At 62.2% G+C, this 16492-nt stretch carries 21 protein-coding genes and 3 pseudogenes; 12 read left to right on the top strand and 12 right to left on the bottom strand.

The annotated features are described in order from the left end of the window. Nucleotides 1-370 precede the first annotated feature (370 nt). Both ACRQ5Q_RS13010 and ACRQ5Q_RS13005 read right to left on the bottom strand, forming a co-directional pair. Complete coding sequence (locus tag ACRQ5Q_RS13010) at nt 371-994, bottom strand: imm11 family protein (RefSeq protein ID WP_439398131.1); 624 nt, start codon at nt 992-994, stop codon at nt 371-373. 157 nt (nt 995-1151) lie between these two features. Next, entirely contained in the window at nt 1152-1871 is a 720-nt protein-coding gene (locus ACRQ5Q_RS13005) for a DUF4261 domain-containing protein (protein WP_439398129.1), read from the bottom strand. Between the two features lie 192 nt (nt 1872-2063). Here ACRQ5Q_RS13005 and ACRQ5Q_RS13000 point away from each other — a divergent pair, with 192 nt between their 5' ends. The 3 genes from ACRQ5Q_RS13000 (at nt 2064) to ACRQ5Q_RS12990 (ending at nt 3767) form a co-directional block, all read left to right on the top strand. Next, nucleotides 2064-2396, top strand: coding sequence for a hypothetical protein (locus ACRQ5Q_RS13000; protein WP_439398128.1), 333 nt, complete (start codon nt 2064-2066; stop codon nt 2394-2396). A 916-nt stretch (nt 2397-3312) separates the two neighbouring features. Further along, entirely contained in the window at nt 3313-3513 is a 201-nt protein-coding gene (locus tag ACRQ5Q_RS12995) for a hypothetical protein (RefSeq protein WP_439369568.1), read from the top strand. After that, nucleotides 3510-3767, top strand: a complete 258-nt coding sequence (locus ACRQ5Q_RS12990) for a hypothetical protein (protein WP_439398126.1) — start codon at nt 3510-3512, stop codon at nt 3765-3767. The genes ACRQ5Q_RS12995 and ACRQ5Q_RS12990 overlap by 4 nt, the downstream gene beginning before the upstream one ends. Here the strand turns inward: ACRQ5Q_RS12990 and ACRQ5Q_RS12985 are convergent. Continuing rightward, complete coding sequence (locus tag ACRQ5Q_RS12985; RefSeq protein WP_439369571.1) at nt 3737-3985, bottom strand: hypothetical protein; 249 nt, start codon at nt 3983-3985, stop codon at nt 3737-3739. The genes ACRQ5Q_RS12990 and ACRQ5Q_RS12985 overlap by 31 nt on opposite strands. Nucleotides 3986-4781: 796 nt before the next feature. Here ACRQ5Q_RS12985 and ACRQ5Q_RS12980 point away from each other — a divergent pair. Further along, the gene (locus ACRQ5Q_RS12980; RefSeq protein WP_439369574.1) at nt 4782-4967 is read left to right on the top strand and encodes a hypothetical protein; all 186 of its coding nucleotides are present in this window, start codon (nt 4782-4784) and stop codon (nt 4965-4967) included. Here the strand turns inward: ACRQ5Q_RS12980 and ACRQ5Q_RS12975 are convergent. Further along, nucleotides 4960-5166, bottom strand: coding sequence for a DUF3606 domain-containing protein (locus ACRQ5Q_RS12975; RefSeq protein WP_439398124.1), 207 nt, complete (start codon nt 5164-5166; stop codon nt 4960-4962). The two genes, ACRQ5Q_RS12980 and ACRQ5Q_RS12975, sit on opposite strands and share 8 nt — an antisense overlap. Nucleotides 5167-5707: 541 nt before the next feature. Between ACRQ5Q_RS12975 and ACRQ5Q_RS12970 the strand changes: the two genes are divergently transcribed. The 4 genes from ACRQ5Q_RS12970 to ACRQ5Q_RS12955 all read left to right on the top strand — a co-directional run bounded on the left by ACRQ5Q_RS12970 (nt 5708) and on the right by ACRQ5Q_RS12955 (nt 9377). Then, nucleotides 5708-5893, top strand: coding sequence for a hypothetical protein (locus ACRQ5Q_RS12970; protein WP_439398122.1), 186 nt, complete (start codon nt 5708-5710; stop codon nt 5891-5893). A gap of 36 nt (nt 5894-5929) precedes the next feature. Beyond that, nucleotides 5930-6439 carry a Crp/Fnr family transcriptional regulator gene (locus ACRQ5Q_RS12965; protein WP_439399805.1) on the top strand — a complete coding sequence of 170 codons (510 nt, stop codon included), beginning with the start codon at nt 5930-5932 and terminating at the stop codon, nt 6437-6439. 259 nt (nt 6440-6698) lie between these two features. Beyond that, complete coding sequence (locus ACRQ5Q_RS12960; RefSeq protein WP_439369579.1) at nt 6699-7985, top strand: NRAMP family divalent metal transporter; 1287 nt, start codon at nt 6699-6701, stop codon at nt 7983-7985. 177 nt (nt 7986-8162) lie between these two features. Next, nucleotides 8163-9377 (top strand): mandelate racemase/muconate lactonizing enzyme family protein, encoded by a 1215-nt coding sequence (locus tag ACRQ5Q_RS12955; protein ID WP_439398120.1) that lies wholly within the window; start codon nt 8163-8165, stop codon nt 9375-9377. 6 nt (nt 9378-9383) lie between these two features. Here ACRQ5Q_RS12955 and ACRQ5Q_RS12950 read toward each other — a convergent pair whose 3' ends face one another. From ACRQ5Q_RS12950 to rocF, 4 genes are all read right to left on the bottom strand, one after another. Further along, nucleotides 9384-9665 carry a hypothetical protein gene (locus ACRQ5Q_RS12950; RefSeq protein WP_439369583.1) on the bottom strand — a complete coding sequence of 94 codons (282 nt, stop codon included), beginning with the start codon at nt 9663-9665 and terminating at the stop codon, nt 9384-9386. A 104-nt stretch (nt 9666-9769) separates the two neighbouring features. Next, complete coding sequence (locus tag ACRQ5Q_RS12945; protein ID WP_439369584.1) at nt 9770-10312, bottom strand: c-type cytochrome; 543 nt, start codon at nt 10310-10312, stop codon at nt 9770-9772. After that, on the bottom strand, nt 10299-11567 hold the full coding sequence (soxC, locus tag ACRQ5Q_RS12940; protein ID WP_439369585.1) for a sulfite dehydrogenase: 1269 nt from the start codon (nt 11565-11567) through the stop codon (nt 10299-10301). Before soxC ends, ACRQ5Q_RS12945 begins: the two co-directional genes overlap by 14 nt. A gap of 165 nt (nt 11568-11732) precedes the next feature. Beyond that, the gene (gene rocF, locus ACRQ5Q_RS12935; protein ID WP_439398118.1) at nt 11733-12710 is read right to left on the bottom strand and encodes an arginase; all 978 of its coding nucleotides are present in this window, start codon (nt 12708-12710) and stop codon (nt 11733-11735) included. Between the two features lie 246 nt (nt 12711-12956). Between rocF and ACRQ5Q_RS12930 the strand changes: the two genes are divergently transcribed. After that, on the top strand, nt 12957-13217 hold the full coding sequence (locus ACRQ5Q_RS12930; protein ID WP_439398116.1) for a hypothetical protein: 261 nt from the start codon (nt 12957-12959) through the stop codon (nt 13215-13217). Between the two features lie 16 nt (nt 13218-13233). Here the strand turns inward: ACRQ5Q_RS12930 and ACRQ5Q_RS12925 are convergent. Further along, nucleotides 13234-13740: pseudogene (locus tag ACRQ5Q_RS12925) on the bottom strand (EAL domain-containing protein); the annotation flags it as partial. On the opposite strand from ACRQ5Q_RS12925, the pseudogene ACRQ5Q_RS12920 reads away from it, so the two are divergent. Beyond that, nucleotides 13741-13956, top strand: a pseudogene (locus tag ACRQ5Q_RS12920) (hypothetical protein); the annotation flags it as partial. It abuts the pseudogene before it with no gap. A 271-nt stretch (nt 13957-14227) separates the two neighbouring features. Next, nucleotides 14228-14560 (top strand): c-type cytochrome, encoded by a 333-nt coding sequence (locus ACRQ5Q_RS12915; protein WP_439369588.1) that lies wholly within the window; start codon nt 14228-14230, stop codon nt 14558-14560. 192 nt (nt 14561-14752) lie between these two features. Here ACRQ5Q_RS12915 and ACRQ5Q_RS12910 read toward each other — a convergent pair whose 3' ends face one another. The 3 genes from ACRQ5Q_RS12910 to ACRQ5Q_RS12900 all read right to left on the bottom strand — a co-directional run bounded on the left by ACRQ5Q_RS12910 (nt 14753) and on the right by ACRQ5Q_RS12900 (nt 15972). Then, a complete protein-coding gene (locus ACRQ5Q_RS12910) occupies nt 14753-15094 on the bottom strand; it encodes a phasin (protein ID WP_018644784.1) in 342 nt (113 codons plus the stop codon). 139 nt (nt 15095-15233) lie between these two features. Next, entirely contained in the window at nt 15234-15419 is a 186-nt protein-coding gene (locus ACRQ5Q_RS12905) for a hypothetical protein (RefSeq protein ID WP_439369589.1), read from the bottom strand. Between the two features lie 373 nt (nt 15420-15792). Continuing rightward, nucleotides 15793-15972 (bottom strand): hypothetical protein, encoded by a 180-nt coding sequence (locus tag ACRQ5Q_RS12900; RefSeq protein ID WP_439398114.1) that lies wholly within the window; start codon nt 15970-15972, stop codon nt 15793-15795. A gap of 137 nt (nt 15973-16109) precedes the next feature. On the opposite strand from ACRQ5Q_RS12900, the pseudogene ACRQ5Q_RS12895 reads away from it, so the two are divergent. Then, nucleotides 16110-16447 (top strand): annotated as a pseudogene (locus ACRQ5Q_RS12895) (hypothetical protein). Nucleotides 16448-16492 lie beyond the last annotated feature (45 nt).

Genomic DNA, 16492 nt, shown 5'->3' with positions numbered 1-16492 from the left:
GTTGGATTGCTTGTCTGTCGGGCGAAGCGGCAGCTTGCGACGAGTAGGGCCGTCGAGATTCATGACGTCCGCGCCGAGCAATTGCTCGAAGCGAGGTTCTCGCATGAGCCGCCAAGAGACGCCTGCCGCTGCAAAGAACGGGCAACAAAAAAGCCCGCGACAGCGTCGCGGGCCCACCTTTCTCTAGATCATACCACTCTGCCAGTGTTTTGCCCGACGTGTCAACGAGCAGCCCCGACAGCAGACGCGGCAAACCCCTTACATTCCTCCCGCGAGATGAGACCACGGAAGGAGAGCGAGGTTTTTCCCGCCCTACTCGGCGGACTTCCATGCGACAGGATTTCAGAATCGGCAGCAGCTACGCTTCAGCTCAATACTTGGTCGCATCAGTGAATCCGATGCCCCGCATACCCGCCTCTTTGCACGCATCCTTGAACACCTGGTCGCAGACGATCATGGGATAGAAGGGCAGCCTGAAGATATGGGCCGCTCCGACAGCGTCCTCTTTGAAGAGAAGGCAACTTCTACTATTCAGGTTGTAAACCTTACGATCGGGCCTGGGATACTCGATCTCGAGTACGGAGTTCGCTTCGTCGACGGCATCGAGAACCCTGACGACGTCGCAGAGCCAATACGTTTGCGCCGGTGGGCCGTCTCGATACCATGTCTCGCATCTGACGAAACGAACTCCCTCTAAATCCAACGCCTCAAGAAGGCTCTTCATCCGGTCGGACACGAGGTGGTAGTCGTGAAAGAGCTCCCAGTCCGTAGGAGCCCGGCCGAGAGATTTGTCGATGACAAGTCGCGGTGGTTCAGGGAAGGCCACGAAGCCTCGCCCCGGTGGTGGAATAAGTACCTCGCGCTTGCCGGCGAGAGCAACGAGATTCTCCATCTCCCATCCCGGTGCCGTTTGAAACCTGAAGTCCAGACCTACGACATAGAACCTTCGGACCTTTGTTTTGCTCTGGCGCCTCTCTGGAAGGGAACGAACCATCCGTCTTCTCTCGTTTACATACAGGTCCAATGCACTCTAGAGCATTGTGCCGACGCTGCCCACTGCCAGTGCTCCTACCCGACGCGTCAGACGACCTTCCTGACCACGACGCGCGTAATTCCTTCCGCGCACCATCATGACTCTGTCATGCCGCCTATTACGCCGAACCGTCGCTGCAGAAGAACACGGGCAAGCCACCGAACTGATCGGAGTTCTTGTATCTGACCGCGAAGCGCTCGTGCTCGTCGCGGCCGAACGTGTGACCGTCCTTGACCACAGGCCCGTGCTCGACCAGATAGACGGCAAGCCCGTCCACCTTGGACATCAAGGTTGCAAGCGTCAGCTTGCGGGTCTCGAACTGAATTTCACGCTGGGCAAATGCCGATAGACCCATCGTCACTGCGCCGATGCCGGCCGCTGAACGGAACGGCAGTATGTCGACCCATAGCGAGGACGGATAGTCGGGGTAAGGCGCGAACGATTGCATGGACATATCCAGCCATAGATCGGCCGATCGTGCGACCTTGCCGTTCCAGACCACGCCGCAGCATTGCGGCATCGTCGCAATCAAAGCGCCGATGACGGCAGTCGTCAGACGAGCAGCGGACAACGGTTGCTGCTTCTGGCCAAGTACCGAAACGATCACATGGCCTCGGTGCCGGGCTGCAACTGCCTTGCCCTCCGGCCATGTCGTGGCAGCGCGTGACCACAGTCCTGAATCGTCTGGAACGGGCGCCGGCATCGACATCACTGCCACGAATTCGTTGCCACAGCGGAGCAGCGGCGAACCCTGCTGCATGCCGCCCTCGCCGCCTCCGTCCACCTCCATCGGCAGTTCGGGATGTCGCGCACGGACGGCTGCAGCAAGCGCAACCATGTCCGGGGTTGCGGGTGTTTCCAGCAAGACCAAGGCGAGAAAAGACTTACTCATCGGCCGCCTCACGGAAGCTTTGCGGCGTGATGTGGTCCTATCACGGCTCGCTTACAGGTTGAGTTTTCGTGTCATAGAACAAAAAGAGAACAATGTCAAATTGCACCCTGCTGGAGGGTTCGCGAGAGTCCACATGCCGTGAGACCCGAAGCCCATGTGAAGAGCTATGCCGCGGCATCTCGCCTAGCGGCGCCACTCCAAACGCGTATCGCGCCCGAGGCTCCGATCCGGAACATTCGTCAGCATACCGATTCGCTTCTCATGCAGGACACAACACCGGATCCGCTCCTGGCGCGCGCCGACGCTGCGCTGGAGGAAGCAAGTCAGCTTCGACTCGCGCTGATGCGCAATGCTTCAGCGGCGCAAGCCATCTGCAGCCATGCAAGCCAAAGCCGTCTTCTGCTGTCCGGCCTGATCCCCGCGATCGCCATCGCACTGGCCGTCAGCGATCATCCATTTGGGGATCGATAGGCCCCGCCCGGAATGTCGGCTCACGAGTACCGACGCGGAAATCTTGTGATTGGCCGGAGGATTACTGCTGCTGTCCCACAGCGAGCTTCCCGGAGGGACACTCGACAAATTAACTTATGACACTCTCGGAACCATAGGCCAGATGCCGAGTTTTCCCGGTACTGGATGAGGATGAATGACGCGCCACTCGGGAGGGTGGTCGGCCCCAGCCTTGCGCTGGGGCCGCTTCATTTTGGCAGCTAGTATCACGTAGACGTCGCCCCTTATCGGGCCGGGGGCCGCTTGGCTCGTACCTGGTACAGTGATGCGTTGCGCAGGCTGGCGCAGGTTCGGTTGGGTTTGAGAACCGCACGCAGCGGCGGTTTTGGCATTTGCTATTTTTGTTCTACCGCAGAATGCGACTGCCACCGAGTTCAGTTCTCGCGCCAATTGTGCTTGCAGCACTACGTGGCACCGGCACACTGCCGTCGTGCGACACAGGCTCTACAGGGTGAGAACTGCGTATTTGATTGGCTACGACCCACTGCCATACCGCTTCGGCTCGACATACGTTTTTGAGCGTCCTTACCGCTATGTGCGGCGCTAAAACACCCCTTGCCGCGGCCAGCCGACCTGAAACGCAATCGGTCTCTCAGCCACCGGCGCCTATGGACGAAGCCTCGGCCAGTGATTTGTGCAAACTACCAGAGATGGCTTTGTTCAAAAGTGAACTTTGGAAGCGTGCTTCGCACAAAAATGAGTAAGTGGCTCAAACTGCAGAAAGTACTAGCGAAAATAATTACTTTGCACCCATCAATTGTTATGTCCCCTGCGCTCCAGCAAGCCTAGCCTCATCCCATCACCGCAAGGCCCACGGCAACGATCGGTGATGAGAGCGCGATTGCGCTCCCGCCTACTCCAGCAAGGAGCCGGCGTCATGCTGAAGCGTCGACGTTACAAGCAGACCAAAACGCTCGATCAGCGGCTGGCCGAGGAAGCGGCACACCTTCGCGACGAGGCGCGCGCGCTACCGCCCGGACGCGCGCGTGAGATGCTGCTGCGAAAGGCGCGGCAGGACGAGACGGCGTTGCAGATCGAAGCCTGGCTTCGCTCGCCCGGCCTGAGGGCTCCGACATGATGCAGCAATATCGCGCCTATCTGGTCGGGGAAAACGGGGTGTTTCAGTCCGCCGAGGCTTTCGAGGCGCGGTCCGATGCGTCGGCGCTCCTGTTCGCGCGGCGCTTCACGCGACGGGGCGACGTCGAGGTCTGGCAGCTCGACCGCAAGATCGGCCTGCTGAAACAGGCGACGTTGCCCGCCACAGCCTCGCCCGAAGACGCAGGCCCCGGCAAGCAGCACGGTCACTCCTCCGCGAGCTTCCGCTCGATATAGGCATCCACCGTTTCGGCAAAGGATCGCTGCACGTCGACCGCGGCAACATGCAGGTCGAGCGCATCGCGTTGCAGCACACGCAGGCCGCGCCCGCGGGCACTGACCGGAGCAGTGTTGAGATATTGGTCGATGGCGCCCTTGGCTTGCGGGATCGCCTTCGGATCGCCCCTGGCGATCAGAAGACGCAAAAGGCTCTGGCATTCGGCCAAGCCCGGCATGGGTTTTGGCCTCAGCCTTGCCGCGATTTCGGCTTTGGTCGCTTGACCGGCTGGGTGTGGGTGCCGAACAGCATCAGCAGAAACGCGACTTCTTCCTTCGAACCGACCTGGATCATGGTGATCTCCCTTTCGCCTGGTTGGTCGAGACGAGCGGAAAAGGCGTTCAGGACAATCGGGTTTCGGGATTGTTTCAGGACAGTTTCGTCGTACCATGGGCCAGAAGCCCGACATCGATACGACTGACGATCGCCACCCAGTCGGCCTCTAGTTTGCGCGCCTGCAATTGCAGGCAACCCTATCTTCGTTTGTGGCGAGCGAATCGTAGTCGTCTGCAAGCCTGAGGTAGACCTTACGCAGGCCTTCGTCCGGTGTGCATGACGCCATTGTTCGGTATTCCTCGGCTACGTGCCGATGCCGGGCGGCTTCCGCCATGTAATCCGTGTTCATCGCAAGCTTCCTGGGCCCGACCGTCGGCCCCGGCGCGACGGGACCATTGCGATAGATCAACGACTGCAAGACGCATCAGCAACCCGCGCCTTATAGGAACACCGCCAACCAAATCGCGGGACCGCCTGACGCCGCGAAAAGCAAGCAGCACCCTCCGCTCCGCTGGGGGCGCAGGCGGGCGTCCAGCGGCACTCGGCCGATCCTGCCATCATGCCAGTGTTTTGCCCGACGGATCAAATTTTAACCAAATCCGGCAATTCGGATTTGGCCGACCGAAATTTGTTCGCGCCAAGCTGGGACATGTCGCCCGCGAGGGGGCGAGGATCGAAAAGCTTCGGAGAGACGATCGATGTACTACGTCGCCGCCGCATTGCTGGGGCTGTCGGGACTGTTCTACTCTGCGGGCCATCACGAGCTCGGCCAGTTCGGCACGAACGTGTGCCGCTATGGCGGCACGTTCTGCGACAACCCCGTGGTCGTCTTCACCGGCGCGGCGCTGGCCGCCGCCTGGGGCATGTTCGTCAGCATCAAGTAGAGGACCTCGTCCCAGGCTCGCGCGCGCCGGCCGCCAGCTCCTTGCGGACGGCGGCGGCGGAATTGCCGACCTTGTCGACGGCCTTTTGCAGCTCCTCCTTCGTGACGCCGAGTGCGTGGGTCCAGTACTTGACCTCGAAGGCCTCCTGCATGTTGATCTTGCTGCGGTCCGGCTGCGCGCGCTTCGTCAGATTGTCCATGCGGCTGATCCTCCTTGCCGCGGGAAAACGCTGCAACGGAGCTGCCGTTCCTGAGCTCGCCGATCGAGCAAGCTTTCGTGCCGACAGCAGGCCTCACACGCTCAGCCATACCATCGAGGCGAGCACCGCCGCGAACGCGAACAAGGCAATGATGGCGACTTTGAAAATCAGATCGGCTGCCAAGCAAGCCCCCTTTTCACGTCCACCGTCCGCGCTCGAAACCCAGATGGTCCCTGTCTCTGGCTTTTCGGAAGGACGGCAAGCGGCGTGACACGCTGTGGCCACGACCATGAAACGGCAGCGCAACGGCTCCATCGCCGTTTGGTTCCTATTACCGGGCCCGCAGCCCGACGAATGTTCGGGCGTCATTGCCAGCGGTGCGGGCCGTGACTTTAACATTTGTTATAATCGCTCATTTTCGAAACGCATCGTCCACAATGTTACGAAGCGGCGGCCGCCGATTTAACCTTTGTCATCAACATGAACGCCGGCTTCGTGCTCTTTGCCTCCGACGCGCTCTGTCGCGTGGGGATGGGTTGACGTGACAAGCGACAGAATTTGGGCACCGCTGTTCGAGCGCCTGAAAACAACCACGGGCGCCGATGACAAGGAACTGCTTTCCCTGGCAGCACTGCCGGTCTCCTTGCGCGATTTCCACGAGAACCAGACCGTGCTGCGCGATGGCGAGGAGCCGAGCGAGTGCTGCCTGATCGTCGACGGCTTCTGAGTCCGCTCCAAGACCCTTCCGGACGGCAGGCGCCAGATCCTGGCGATTCACATTCCCGGCGACCTGCCCAACCTGCAGAACCTGCACTATGCGACCGTGGACCACGACCTCGTCGCGTTGTCCGACTGCACGCTCGCCTTCATAGGCCACAGGGCGCTGAAGGAGCTGATCAGGGAGCGGCGCGGCGTCGGCGAGATGTTCTGGCGCGATACCCTGGTCGACGCCGCCATCTCGCGGGAGTGGCTCGTCAATGTCGGCCAGCGCTCGACCCATAACCGCCTGGCGCATCTGATCGTCGAGTTGCGCGAGCGGCTTCGCCTTGTCGGCCGCGTCATCGACAACACCTTCGCCATACCGCTGACGCAGGAGCAACTCGGCGAGGCCATGGGCGTCACCAGCGTTCACACTAACCGCATCCTGCGCGATCTCCGCATGGACGGGGTCCTGGAGCTGCAGCGCGGCACCGTGCGCATTTTCAACGAGCACAAGCTGCAGGAGCTGGCGCAGTTCGACGGGCGCCACCTGTATCTGTCGCCCTCGTCATGAGCAGGCCCGACAGGTCGCTCAGAGGGGCGCATTCCACCTCGAGGGCTCGGCAGAGAGCCCTAGCCGCGCCGCCTGCATCGACAGCTGTTGCGTTGATCTACTTCGACAGCTGTTTTGCCCCACGGGTCAAACCGAGTTCGAATAATCGGAATTTCACCACCAGTACCGCCTTTTTCCTGCCCGGGAACAATTGTTCCTCCGCGGGGTTTTTTTCGGACTTCCTCTTCGCAAAAGGCAAGCCGGAAAGACCCCGAGATACATGAGCGACAGCGCCCTCGCCCAGCCGAAATCCGCCTCGACCCTGCTGAAGCGGCTGGGGCCGGGTCTCATCACCGGGGCGGCCGACGACGATCCTTCCGGCATTGCCACCTATTCGCAGGCGGGCGCACAATTCGGCTACGGGCTGCTCTGGACGGTGTTTCTGACCACGCCGTTCATGATCGCCATTCAGCTCGTCAGCGCGCAGATCGGCCGGGTCACCGGCAAGGGACTGGCCGCCAACGTGATGCGAGTCGCGCCGCGGTGGGTGGTGCTGGCGCTCGTCTTCATGCTCGTCGCCGCAAACACCTTCAACATCGCCGCCGACATCGCCGCGATGGCCGAGGCGCTCTCGCTCGTCATCGGAGGCCTCAACCACGAGCACGCTCTGATCTTCGCGGCTGGCTCGACCCTGCTCCAGGTGTTCGTGCCCTATCGCCGCTATTCGCCGGTGCTGAAGTTTCTCACGCTCGCGCTGTTCGCCTATGTCGCGACCGCCTTCACCGTTAAGATTCCGTGGAGCACGGCACTGCTCGCCGCAGTGTGGCCGGAGGTGAATGTCAGCGCCGGCTATTTCATGATGGTGGTGGCCGTGCTCGGCACCACCATCAGCCCGTATCTGTTCTTCTGGCAGGCCTCGCAGGAGGTCGAGGAGATGAACCAGGGCAAGCGCGACAAGCCGCTTCGCGAGCTGAAGCATGGCGGCAGGCCGGAGCTCGCGCGCATCAGGGCCGACACCATCACCGGGATGCTGCTCTCCAACGGCATCGCTTTCTTCATCATCCTCACCACGGCGTCGGTACTGCACGCCAACGGCGTCACCAACGTCAATTCCGCGACCGACGCCGCCGAGGCGCTGCGGCCGCTCGCCGGCGATTTCACCTTCGCGCTGTTCGCGCTCGGCATCATCGGCACCGGCCTGCTCGCGATCCCCGTGCTGGCGGGCTCGGCGGCTTATGGCGTTGCCGAGATTTTCGGCTGGCACGCCACCCTCGAGGCGAAACCCGACGAGGCCGTCGGCTTCTACACCATCATCGCGACCGCGACCGCGATCGGCTTCGGGCTGGGATTCACCGGCATCGATTCCATGCACATGCTGGTCTGGAGCGCCGTGCTCAACGGCATTGTCGCCGTGCCGATCATGGCGATGATGATGCTCATCGTCTCGAGCCGCACGATCATGGGCCGTTTCAGGGCCCGGTCGTGGCTGATCGCATTGGGCTGGCTGGGCACAGCGCTGATGGCGCTGGCGGTGCTTGCGCTGCTCGGCTCCTCAGTGATCGGCTGACGAACCGTACGACAATGCCGCTGTCTACACGCCACCCTGCCGAGGTGGGCGTAAGGCGCCCGGCACGCGCTCTACAGCGGGCTTCACGCCGGTCCGTTGTTAGCCTAACAGTTGCAACCTGGGCCTTTCGAGCTCGCCACAACAAACATAAAACCCCGCCGGGGGACAGGGAGCGACATGACCAAATCATCAAAAGCAACAAACCTCGAAATCCTCGCCTGCGATGCCGGCTGGAGAAATTACCATTTCGTCAAGCTGACGGCCGAAGACGGCATCGTCGGCTGGAGCGAGTTCGACGAGGGCTTTGGCTCGCCCGGGGTCGGCGCAGCGATCCAGCGCCTGTCCGCCCGCGTGATCGGGCAGAACGTCTTCCAGCACGAGCGCATCTACGCCGAGCTGTTCGCGGCCACCCGCCCCGCTGCCGGCGGCGTCGTCGCGCAGGCGCTCGGAGCGATCGAGAACGCGCTGCTCGATGCCAAGGCGAAGTGTCTCGGCGTGCCCTGCTACGAGCTGATCGGCGGCAGGATCCGCGATCGTGTCCGGGTGTACTGGTCGCATTGCGCGACGTGGCGGATCAATCATCCCTCCTGGTACAAGCCGCCGATCGAAAGCCTCGATGGCGTCAAGGCGATGGGCCGCGAGGTGCGCGAGAAGAAATTCACCGCGCTCAAGACCAACATCTTTTCCTACGACGATGGCAAGCCGACCGGCTGGCGTCCCGGCTTCGGCTCACCCTTTGCGCCGGAGATCAATGTGGACAGGAAAATTCTGCGCGACCTGCGCATGCATCTCGAAGCGATCCGCGAGGGCGCGGGCCCCGACGTCGACATCCTGCTCGACTGCAACTTCAACGCCAAGACCGAGGGCTACCTGAATATCCTGCGTCTCATCGCTGACCTCGACATGTTCTGGATCGAGATCGACAGTTTCAATCCGGAGGCGCTCGGCTACATCCGCAGGCAAAGCCCGCATCCGATCTCGTCCTGCGAGACGCTGCTGGGCTTGCGTGAATTCCTGCCCTTTTTCCACGAGCAGGCGATGGATGTCGCGATCATCGACACGCCCTGGAACGGCGTCTGGCAATCGATGAAGATCGCCGCGGCGGCCGAAGCGTTCGAGGTCAACGTCGCCCCGCACAATTTCTACGGCCATCTCTGCTCGATGATGAACGCGCATTTCTGCGCCGCCGTGCCGAACCTGCGCATCATGGAGATCGACATCGATCGTCTGTCCTGGGACCGCGAGCTGTTCACGCACGAGCCGGAGATCCACAACGGCCATCTCATCATCCCGGACCGGCCCGGCTGGGGCACCGAACCGAACGAGGAAGCATTGCGCGCGCACCCGCCGAGGACGAGCGGCGGGCTTCTCAACTACGGCAGCAGGGGCTAACGAAGATTATGGCGTCACCGGATTGACGGTCGGGGATGTCTTCGGCCCCGGCCGTGTCGGCTCGATCGGCGACTTCGGTTCGGTCGGAAGCACCGCAGCGCCTGCGGCGCGTGCAGCTTCCCCTGTCGTCGCATACATCGCGACATGGGCCGGCTGGGTCTTGGCGCGGCTCCAGGGTCCGTGGTCGACGATCAGCATGGCCGCAATCGTCAGGCCAGCCACGACAAATGCGATCACACCGGGATGACGGAGCGCCGTCGAGATGGAGTTCGCGAAACGATCAGTCATTGAGGGGTCCGCTATTTTCCTATCGCAGGTTAACCAATTGTGCCCCTCGGAGTTCCCCATTCAATCCAAGCAAGTTCCGCGCCAGCCGTCGGAACTTGCTCCGTTCATCTTTTCACATCCGGACGAGCATCGCCGACGAATCCGTCGCGGTTCGGCATCTTCACAGCCGCCAGCGATTTCGCATCAAGGATTGTATCCGCACCCACCAGGCCATTCATGTTCAGGATAAAGGCGGACACCGCATAGACATCCTCATCGCTCAGCGACTGCGGCGCGTTCTGCGGCATGGCGCGACGGATGTAGTCGAATAATGTCGGGGCATAGGGCCAGTAGCTGCCGACCGTGCGAATCGGCCTGGCCGTTCCGATTGTGCCCTGGCCACCGGCGAGCCGATCGCCCAAACCGCCTTCGCCCTTCTCGCCATGGCACGAGGCACATTGCTGCGCGAATACTGCACGTCCCTGACTGACCGAACCGCTCCCCTCCGGAAGATTGCTGCCGTCGCGTCCGACATCGATATTCCACCCCGCAATCTCGGCGGTCGTCGCCGGTCGGCCGATGCCGTAAGGACTCTGCCCCTGTGCTGCGTTCGAAGAGGCCCACAGCACGATTGCGAAGCCAATCCCGCAAGTCTCACGCCAGCGCATTGGTCACCTCGCCATCATCGGCGATGCGCCAGGGCCAGATGGCATTGTTGTGGTAGAAATAGTTCTCTCCACGCACGGCGAGCAACTCGGCCAGGGTGGGCTGCACGTAGCCGGTCTCGTCAATGGCGCGGCTCTGAATCACGGCGGGCTTGCCGTCCCATCGCCACGGCAGGCGGAAGCGCGTCAGGGCACGCGTCAGCACTGGCTCCTGCAAGAAGGCGTTCTGCCAGCCCTTCCCCTCATCGATGGATACCTCGACGCGCGCGATCTTGCCGTGCCCACTCCAGGCGAGGCCCGTGATCTCATGAAAGCCCGGTGCGCTCAGACGCTGACCGCCGGAGGGACGGGTGATGATCGACTTCGCTTCCATATAAAAGGAGAATTCCCGCGCCGTGCCGTCGGGCAGGAGGTCGGTGTATTTCGAGGTTTCCTCGCGCGAATAAACCGGCTCCGCGGTCACATGCAGGCGGCGCAGCCATTTCACGCTCATATTGCCTTCGAATCCCGGCAGAAGCAGCCGTAGCGGATAACCTTGCTGCGGACGGAGCCGCTCGCCATTCTGGCTGTAGACCAGCATCGCATCCTCGAGACATTTCTCGATCGGGACGCTTCGCGTCAGCGCGGCCGCGTCGGCGCCTTCCGCGACCACCCATTTGGCCTCCGGCTTCAGCCCGGCCTCCTGAAGCACCAGCTTCAGGCTCACGCCGGTCCATTCGGCACAACTCACGAGACCGACGAGGTCAGATACCGTCTTGCCATAGGGCTTGCTGTAACCGGGGTTGCCGGAGCATTCGAGGAAGTGGATGCGGGACTCCGACGGAAAGCGCCGGAGATCGTCCATCGTGAAGACCAGGGGACGCTCGACCAGCCCATGCAGCATTAGCCGGTGCTGCGCGGGATCGATGGTCGGAACACCGCCATGATGTCGCTCGTAAAACAGCCCATTTGGCGTGATGATGCCGTCGAGCTCCTGCAAGGGCGTCCGACTGGACGCAGAGATGTATTGCTTGAGGGACTTGGAGATGTTCCTGACGACGCCCTTCTCGAACGGCGATGGCGTGCCGTAGGGCTGGCCTCCCGTCGGATCCCCCGGCGCCTTCATCCATTCAGGAACGTTGGGCGGAAGGTTGTCTGCCTCTGCGGCAACGCAAGCGTCCGCGCCAAGAACGGCGCCTCCCGCTGCTGCGGTGGCGGCTGTCAGAAAGCGACGGCGTGTCGACGTCACGGAATCATTGTCGGGATCTGTCGTGCTCATTGCGGTCCCTCGGCTGGCGCGGAGCCCTCATCAAACCGTTCCACAGCGGCATTTGCAATTCGCAGCCGTTTCAAAAGCGAGCGATTTCGATCAGGGCTGATCTAAATCGAGTGGCTGCGAGAGCAGGTCCTTTCCTTGCAGCGCACAAACACTGCCCCGCATGATTCACTCACCCGGAGCGATCGCGTTGCTCGGCGTGGGCCGGTCGGTGATCTGCTGCCCGAACAGGCTGCCGATCAGCTCGACCGCAGTGCGCGCAGTCCGGCCACGCTCGTCGAGGAAAGGATTGAGCTCGACGATGTCGACCGATCCCACCACGCCTGAATCGTGCAGCAGCTCCATGATAAGATGTGCCTCACGATAGGTCGCCCCGCCCGGCACTGTGGTCCCCACGCCCGGCGCAACGCTGGGGTCGAGGAAGTCGACGTCGAAGCTGACATGCAGGACGCCGTTGCACGTCTTGACGCGTTCGATGACGCGCCGGATCAGCACCGCGACACCGAATTCGTCGATCTGTCGCATGTCGACAACCCTGATCCGGCGCGAGCGCATCAGCTCCTTTTCGAGCTTGTCGATCGAACGCGCGCCGAACAGATCGAGTCTGTCAGGGGCGATCGACGCACGCGGGTCATCGCCGAGCAGGCCTTCGAGACCCGGCTCACCGCACAGAAACGCCGCCGACATGCCGTGCATGTTCGCCGTGATCGTCGTCTCCGGCGTATTGTAGTCGGCATGCGCGTCCAGCCAGAGCACGAAAAGCTCCCGCCCGCGCTCCTGCCAGTGGCGCGCCATGGCATTGACCGAGCCCATCGACAGCGTGTGATCGCCGCCGAGGAAGATCGGCAGCGCACCGGTTTTCGCGATGTCATAGCCTCTGCGGCTCAGCACGCGCGTCCAGCGCTGGATTTCGCGGTAATGATTGGCTTTTTCCGGCGGCCTGTCAGCGAGGTCGCCGACCTCGCCCACGGAGAGATCGCCGTAATCGACGACTTCAAGATCCAGGCTTTCGAGCAGTGTCGCAAGGCCCGCGGTGCGCAGCGCCGCGGGGCCCATCAGGGTACCGCGCTGCGAAGCCCCCATGTCGATGGGAGCACCAAGCAAGACGATGCGCCGGGCTCGATCCGTCATGGTCCGGTCGGTCACGGCCGTCTCCTGAGAACAGCAAGGCTGGTGCGAGCCTAACAGAGATTCGCATCCGTCGTTTCACGGACTCGACGGGAACAAAATCCCGCGCGCCGAATTGCCCATCCAAGGCCGGTACCCGCCGTCAATCACGGCGCCTGTCGCGGATAGCCAAAGGTCGTCAGACCCGCTGTTCAAAACGAGCGCTCGCGCGGATAGCCAAAGGTGCCGGCCTCCATGGCTACGTCCAGTCTGGAGGTCGCAAGCTTGAGCACGGAGATACCGCAGCCTAATCCCCAGCCCGGCGTGGGCGAGCGTGCCATCGACGTCGCGACCGACGTATCCCGTACGATCGGCGAAGTCGCCGGCGGCTTGCACGCGGCGGTCGATCGCCTCACCGCCGCGATCGACGAAGCTCGAAAGCCCGGCCGGCCGCTCGCGACAGTTGCCGCCATCACGCGCGAGGCCCCCTTGGCTAGCCTGTTCGTGGCATTCCTCTTTGGCGTTGCCGTCGCGCGGCGGCGCTGAAATCGAAAGATCCCGTTCAGGCAGCGCTGACCGCTTCGTACCCAGGCTGGAATTGCTTCTCGAAGGCCTCTACAAGCAGCGGGCGCCCGAAGAATACCCTTCCTCGCACCCCATGCTGACGAGGAAATCGGCTGTAGCCCGGTTCTCGATTCCTTCGGCCACGATCTTGAGCCCGAGCTGCTTGCTGAGGGCGATGGTCGAGCCGACGATCGCGCGTCGTCGGAATCAGTCAGCAGATCGAGCACGAAGGACCGGTCGATCTTGGGCCCGTCGAGCGGAAACTTCTCCAGATGGCTCAGGCTGGCGTAGCCGGTGCCGAAATCGTCGAACAGCACGCCGACGCAAAGCTGCTGGATCCGCTTGAACATGTCGAGCACGCGCCCTTCATCATTGAGCAGGATTCTTCGGTGACCTCGAGCTCGAGCAGCGAGGGCGCGAGCCCCGTCGCCTCGAGCAGCCCCGCAACCGAATGCGCGAGGTCGCCGGAGTCGAGCTGCAAGGGCGAGAGATTAATGCAACGCCGCTGACGTCAGCCGGACCGGGCGTGCGCTCCTTCCTGTGGGATGACCTCCAGGCCGATCTCGGCGTTGCCGTCCCGTTGAGCAACCGGGCGCCGGACAATGTACGTCGCAGCCCGCGCTTCCTGTTCACGCTGTCGAGTGCGTTTCGGCTTTGCCCCGAGCGCGGCCGGGGACGTCTCGATGTGTGTCGCCCACCAGCACCCACTCGCTCCAGCTGATACCAAAAGTCCGATGGTCATGAATCCCGGCGACTATTAGCCGCGAGCACCTTTGCGGCAGATCAAGGCAGCTCCGGGCCGGCAGGCTAGAAAGGCCATATAACGTCGGAGGGGCACGTGTCGCACCACACCGAAAGTCTCGATACGAAGGGCGCCGGCCTGCCCACAACGAGAACGCCGTCATTCGTGCGGCATCTCTATCGTGCGACCCGCAGGCTGCTGCGGTCGCTCATCGCCCGCATCGATCTCTCGCAATTTCCGGGATCATGCTGTGGATAAGCACGGCCGCCAGCGTTTGAGACGAATTTGCCTGCTGCTCGTCGTGACCTCGACGTTGGGCACGTCCTCTGTTCTGGCCGCCGACGCCGGTCACGGTGCCGACCTCGCCAAGCGCTGGTGCGCAAGCTGCCACGTCGTGGCCAGTGACCAGACGCAAGCCAGCGCCGACGTCCCCTCCTTTGCTTCCATTGCGCGACGGCCGGACTTCAGTTCGGAGAAGCTCGCCTTCTTCCTGCTCGACCCGCATCCAAGGATGCCGAACTTCCCCCTGAGCCGGAGCGAAGCTGGCGACATCGCGGCTTACATCGGATCACTGCGTCCCTAGAGGCGGGTCGATCGCGAGACCTGCCACAAATGCAAATCCCTGCCGGAGGACCGACAGGGATCAGCAGAAAGGATGATGGACGGCGAATGAGACATCATTCGGTGGCCCATCATGGACCTGCGCGAGCATCGAAATGCGGATCTTCATGCCGCGCAAGATCAATTTGTAGGCAGCCGGCGCACAGACCCGGAATCAGGATTTGCCCTTGCCTGACTGCATGAGACTGCCGGTCATCTGGCGCATGTGATCTCCGGCGCTGGTGAACTGGCTGCGCAGGAAATCGGACTGGATCCGCATCGCTTCCTGAAGGTCGGTGGCATGCACGAGCTTGCGTGCATGCTCGAAGGCCGACTTCATGTTCTGCTCGGTGAAAGCAAGCGCCTGCTTCGACACCTCCGTCCCGGCTCCCGGAACGGACGTCATCGATTTCGTGGCGGCTTCGAAAAACATGCCGAACGCTTTTTCTGCCTGGTCAATTGTCTTCTCGGCCAGGTCGCGCAGTTCGGCCGGAACTTCGAGCTTCGGTTCGATCATGGTCGCACTCCTCCCTTTTTATTGACTGTTACCACATTTGCCTGACCGCCTTCCAGCAGCGAACGCCGGGGCAAATACCCCCGGAAGGCCGGCTTGGGCAGGAAACGGAAGGAAAAAGGCGTGAGACGCGCGGTCCGGCTCACGACAGGGGGTGTTCGGGAAGGGCTTCTTCGGTGGCGAGGTCTTCAACCAGTTTGATCACCTCGAAACGCTCCCGCGGCGCGAGCTTCAGAAAGGCGCGGAGCAGGCGCAGGCTTTCGACCGTGCCGGTCGCGGGCGCGCCGAGCTTGAGGTGCAGTTCAGCCACGAAGTTGAGGTTCTTCATCTCGCACCTATGACAAGCACCGGCCATCCTGAACTAACATCGAGGTCCACGCGAGCGCCAAACCACCACCACCGGACACGATGGCCTCTCGGCCGGAGGGCCCGGCAGGTCAGCACCGCCAACGACGCATCCAGGCTCAACCGAGGAGGTTGTAATTATGCCAATGAACAACCCATCCGGCAAGCCCAACCACCGGCGCCGGCGATGCTTCGCCTGCATCCGTCGCATCGCAATTCCGGATAACAGGAATATGGGCCGTCGTCACTCCACCTGCGTCAAGAAGCTGCATTAAATCACGCGCGCGGTACCGATTGCTGGCAACCGCACTGCGTTTCGCCTCGTTTCAAGTGTGGATGGGCATTGGTGGAGACGCCTAGCGCTTCTTCAGCGTATACACGTAATTGTTGAGTCCCAGCTCGGCGGTTGTATCGTCGACGACATGAACGTCGATCTTACAGCCGGTTTCCAAAGTCTCGATTGACGCGCCGCCAAAGCCGAGCGAGGCGGCAAGCGCCTTCGGATCGGCGACTCGCCTCTTCGCATCGAGGTTCATCGCTCCCGGGATATTTCCGCCCCTGAACTGTTGCTCGAGACCGAACGACCAAGCGTTTGAAACGGCCACGCAGATCACGGCGCCATGGCTGATGAACTGATCGATTCGGGGCGCGCCTCAGCACAAAGGACGACGGCATGCTTTCTCGCTGCGATCTCATCAAGGGCGCCGCGGTCGCGCTTCTCACCTTCGCGATACAAGGCGCATGGGCGCAGGAGATCAAGATGAACCTGTTCAAGATCGTCGCCATCAAGGACGAAATTGTCGGCGCAGGAGCTGCAGGCACTCGGCGGCAATGACGCGAGCGCCGTTGCACATGCGCTGGCACAGAAGGGCGACCTCACCGTCTGGCAATACAACGTGCATCGCGGCCCGAATGCAGCAGGCGCCGACCGCCAAAATCGGGCTTTTGGCCAACGCCTCGCTGCGTGTCGAGCCCTACACCACGCCCTACCAGATTGTACCTCATCCGTAAGGAACAGAACCGCGCCCCGGCGGCCGGATCGCCGGGGCGCCGCGG

The organism is Bradyrhizobium sp. PMVTL-01 (assembly GCF_051861855.1).
Lineage (GTDB): Bacteria > Pseudomonadota > Alphaproteobacteria > Rhizobiales > Xanthobacteraceae > Bradyrhizobium.
This window is presented reverse-complemented; position numbering and strand designations above follow the sequence as displayed.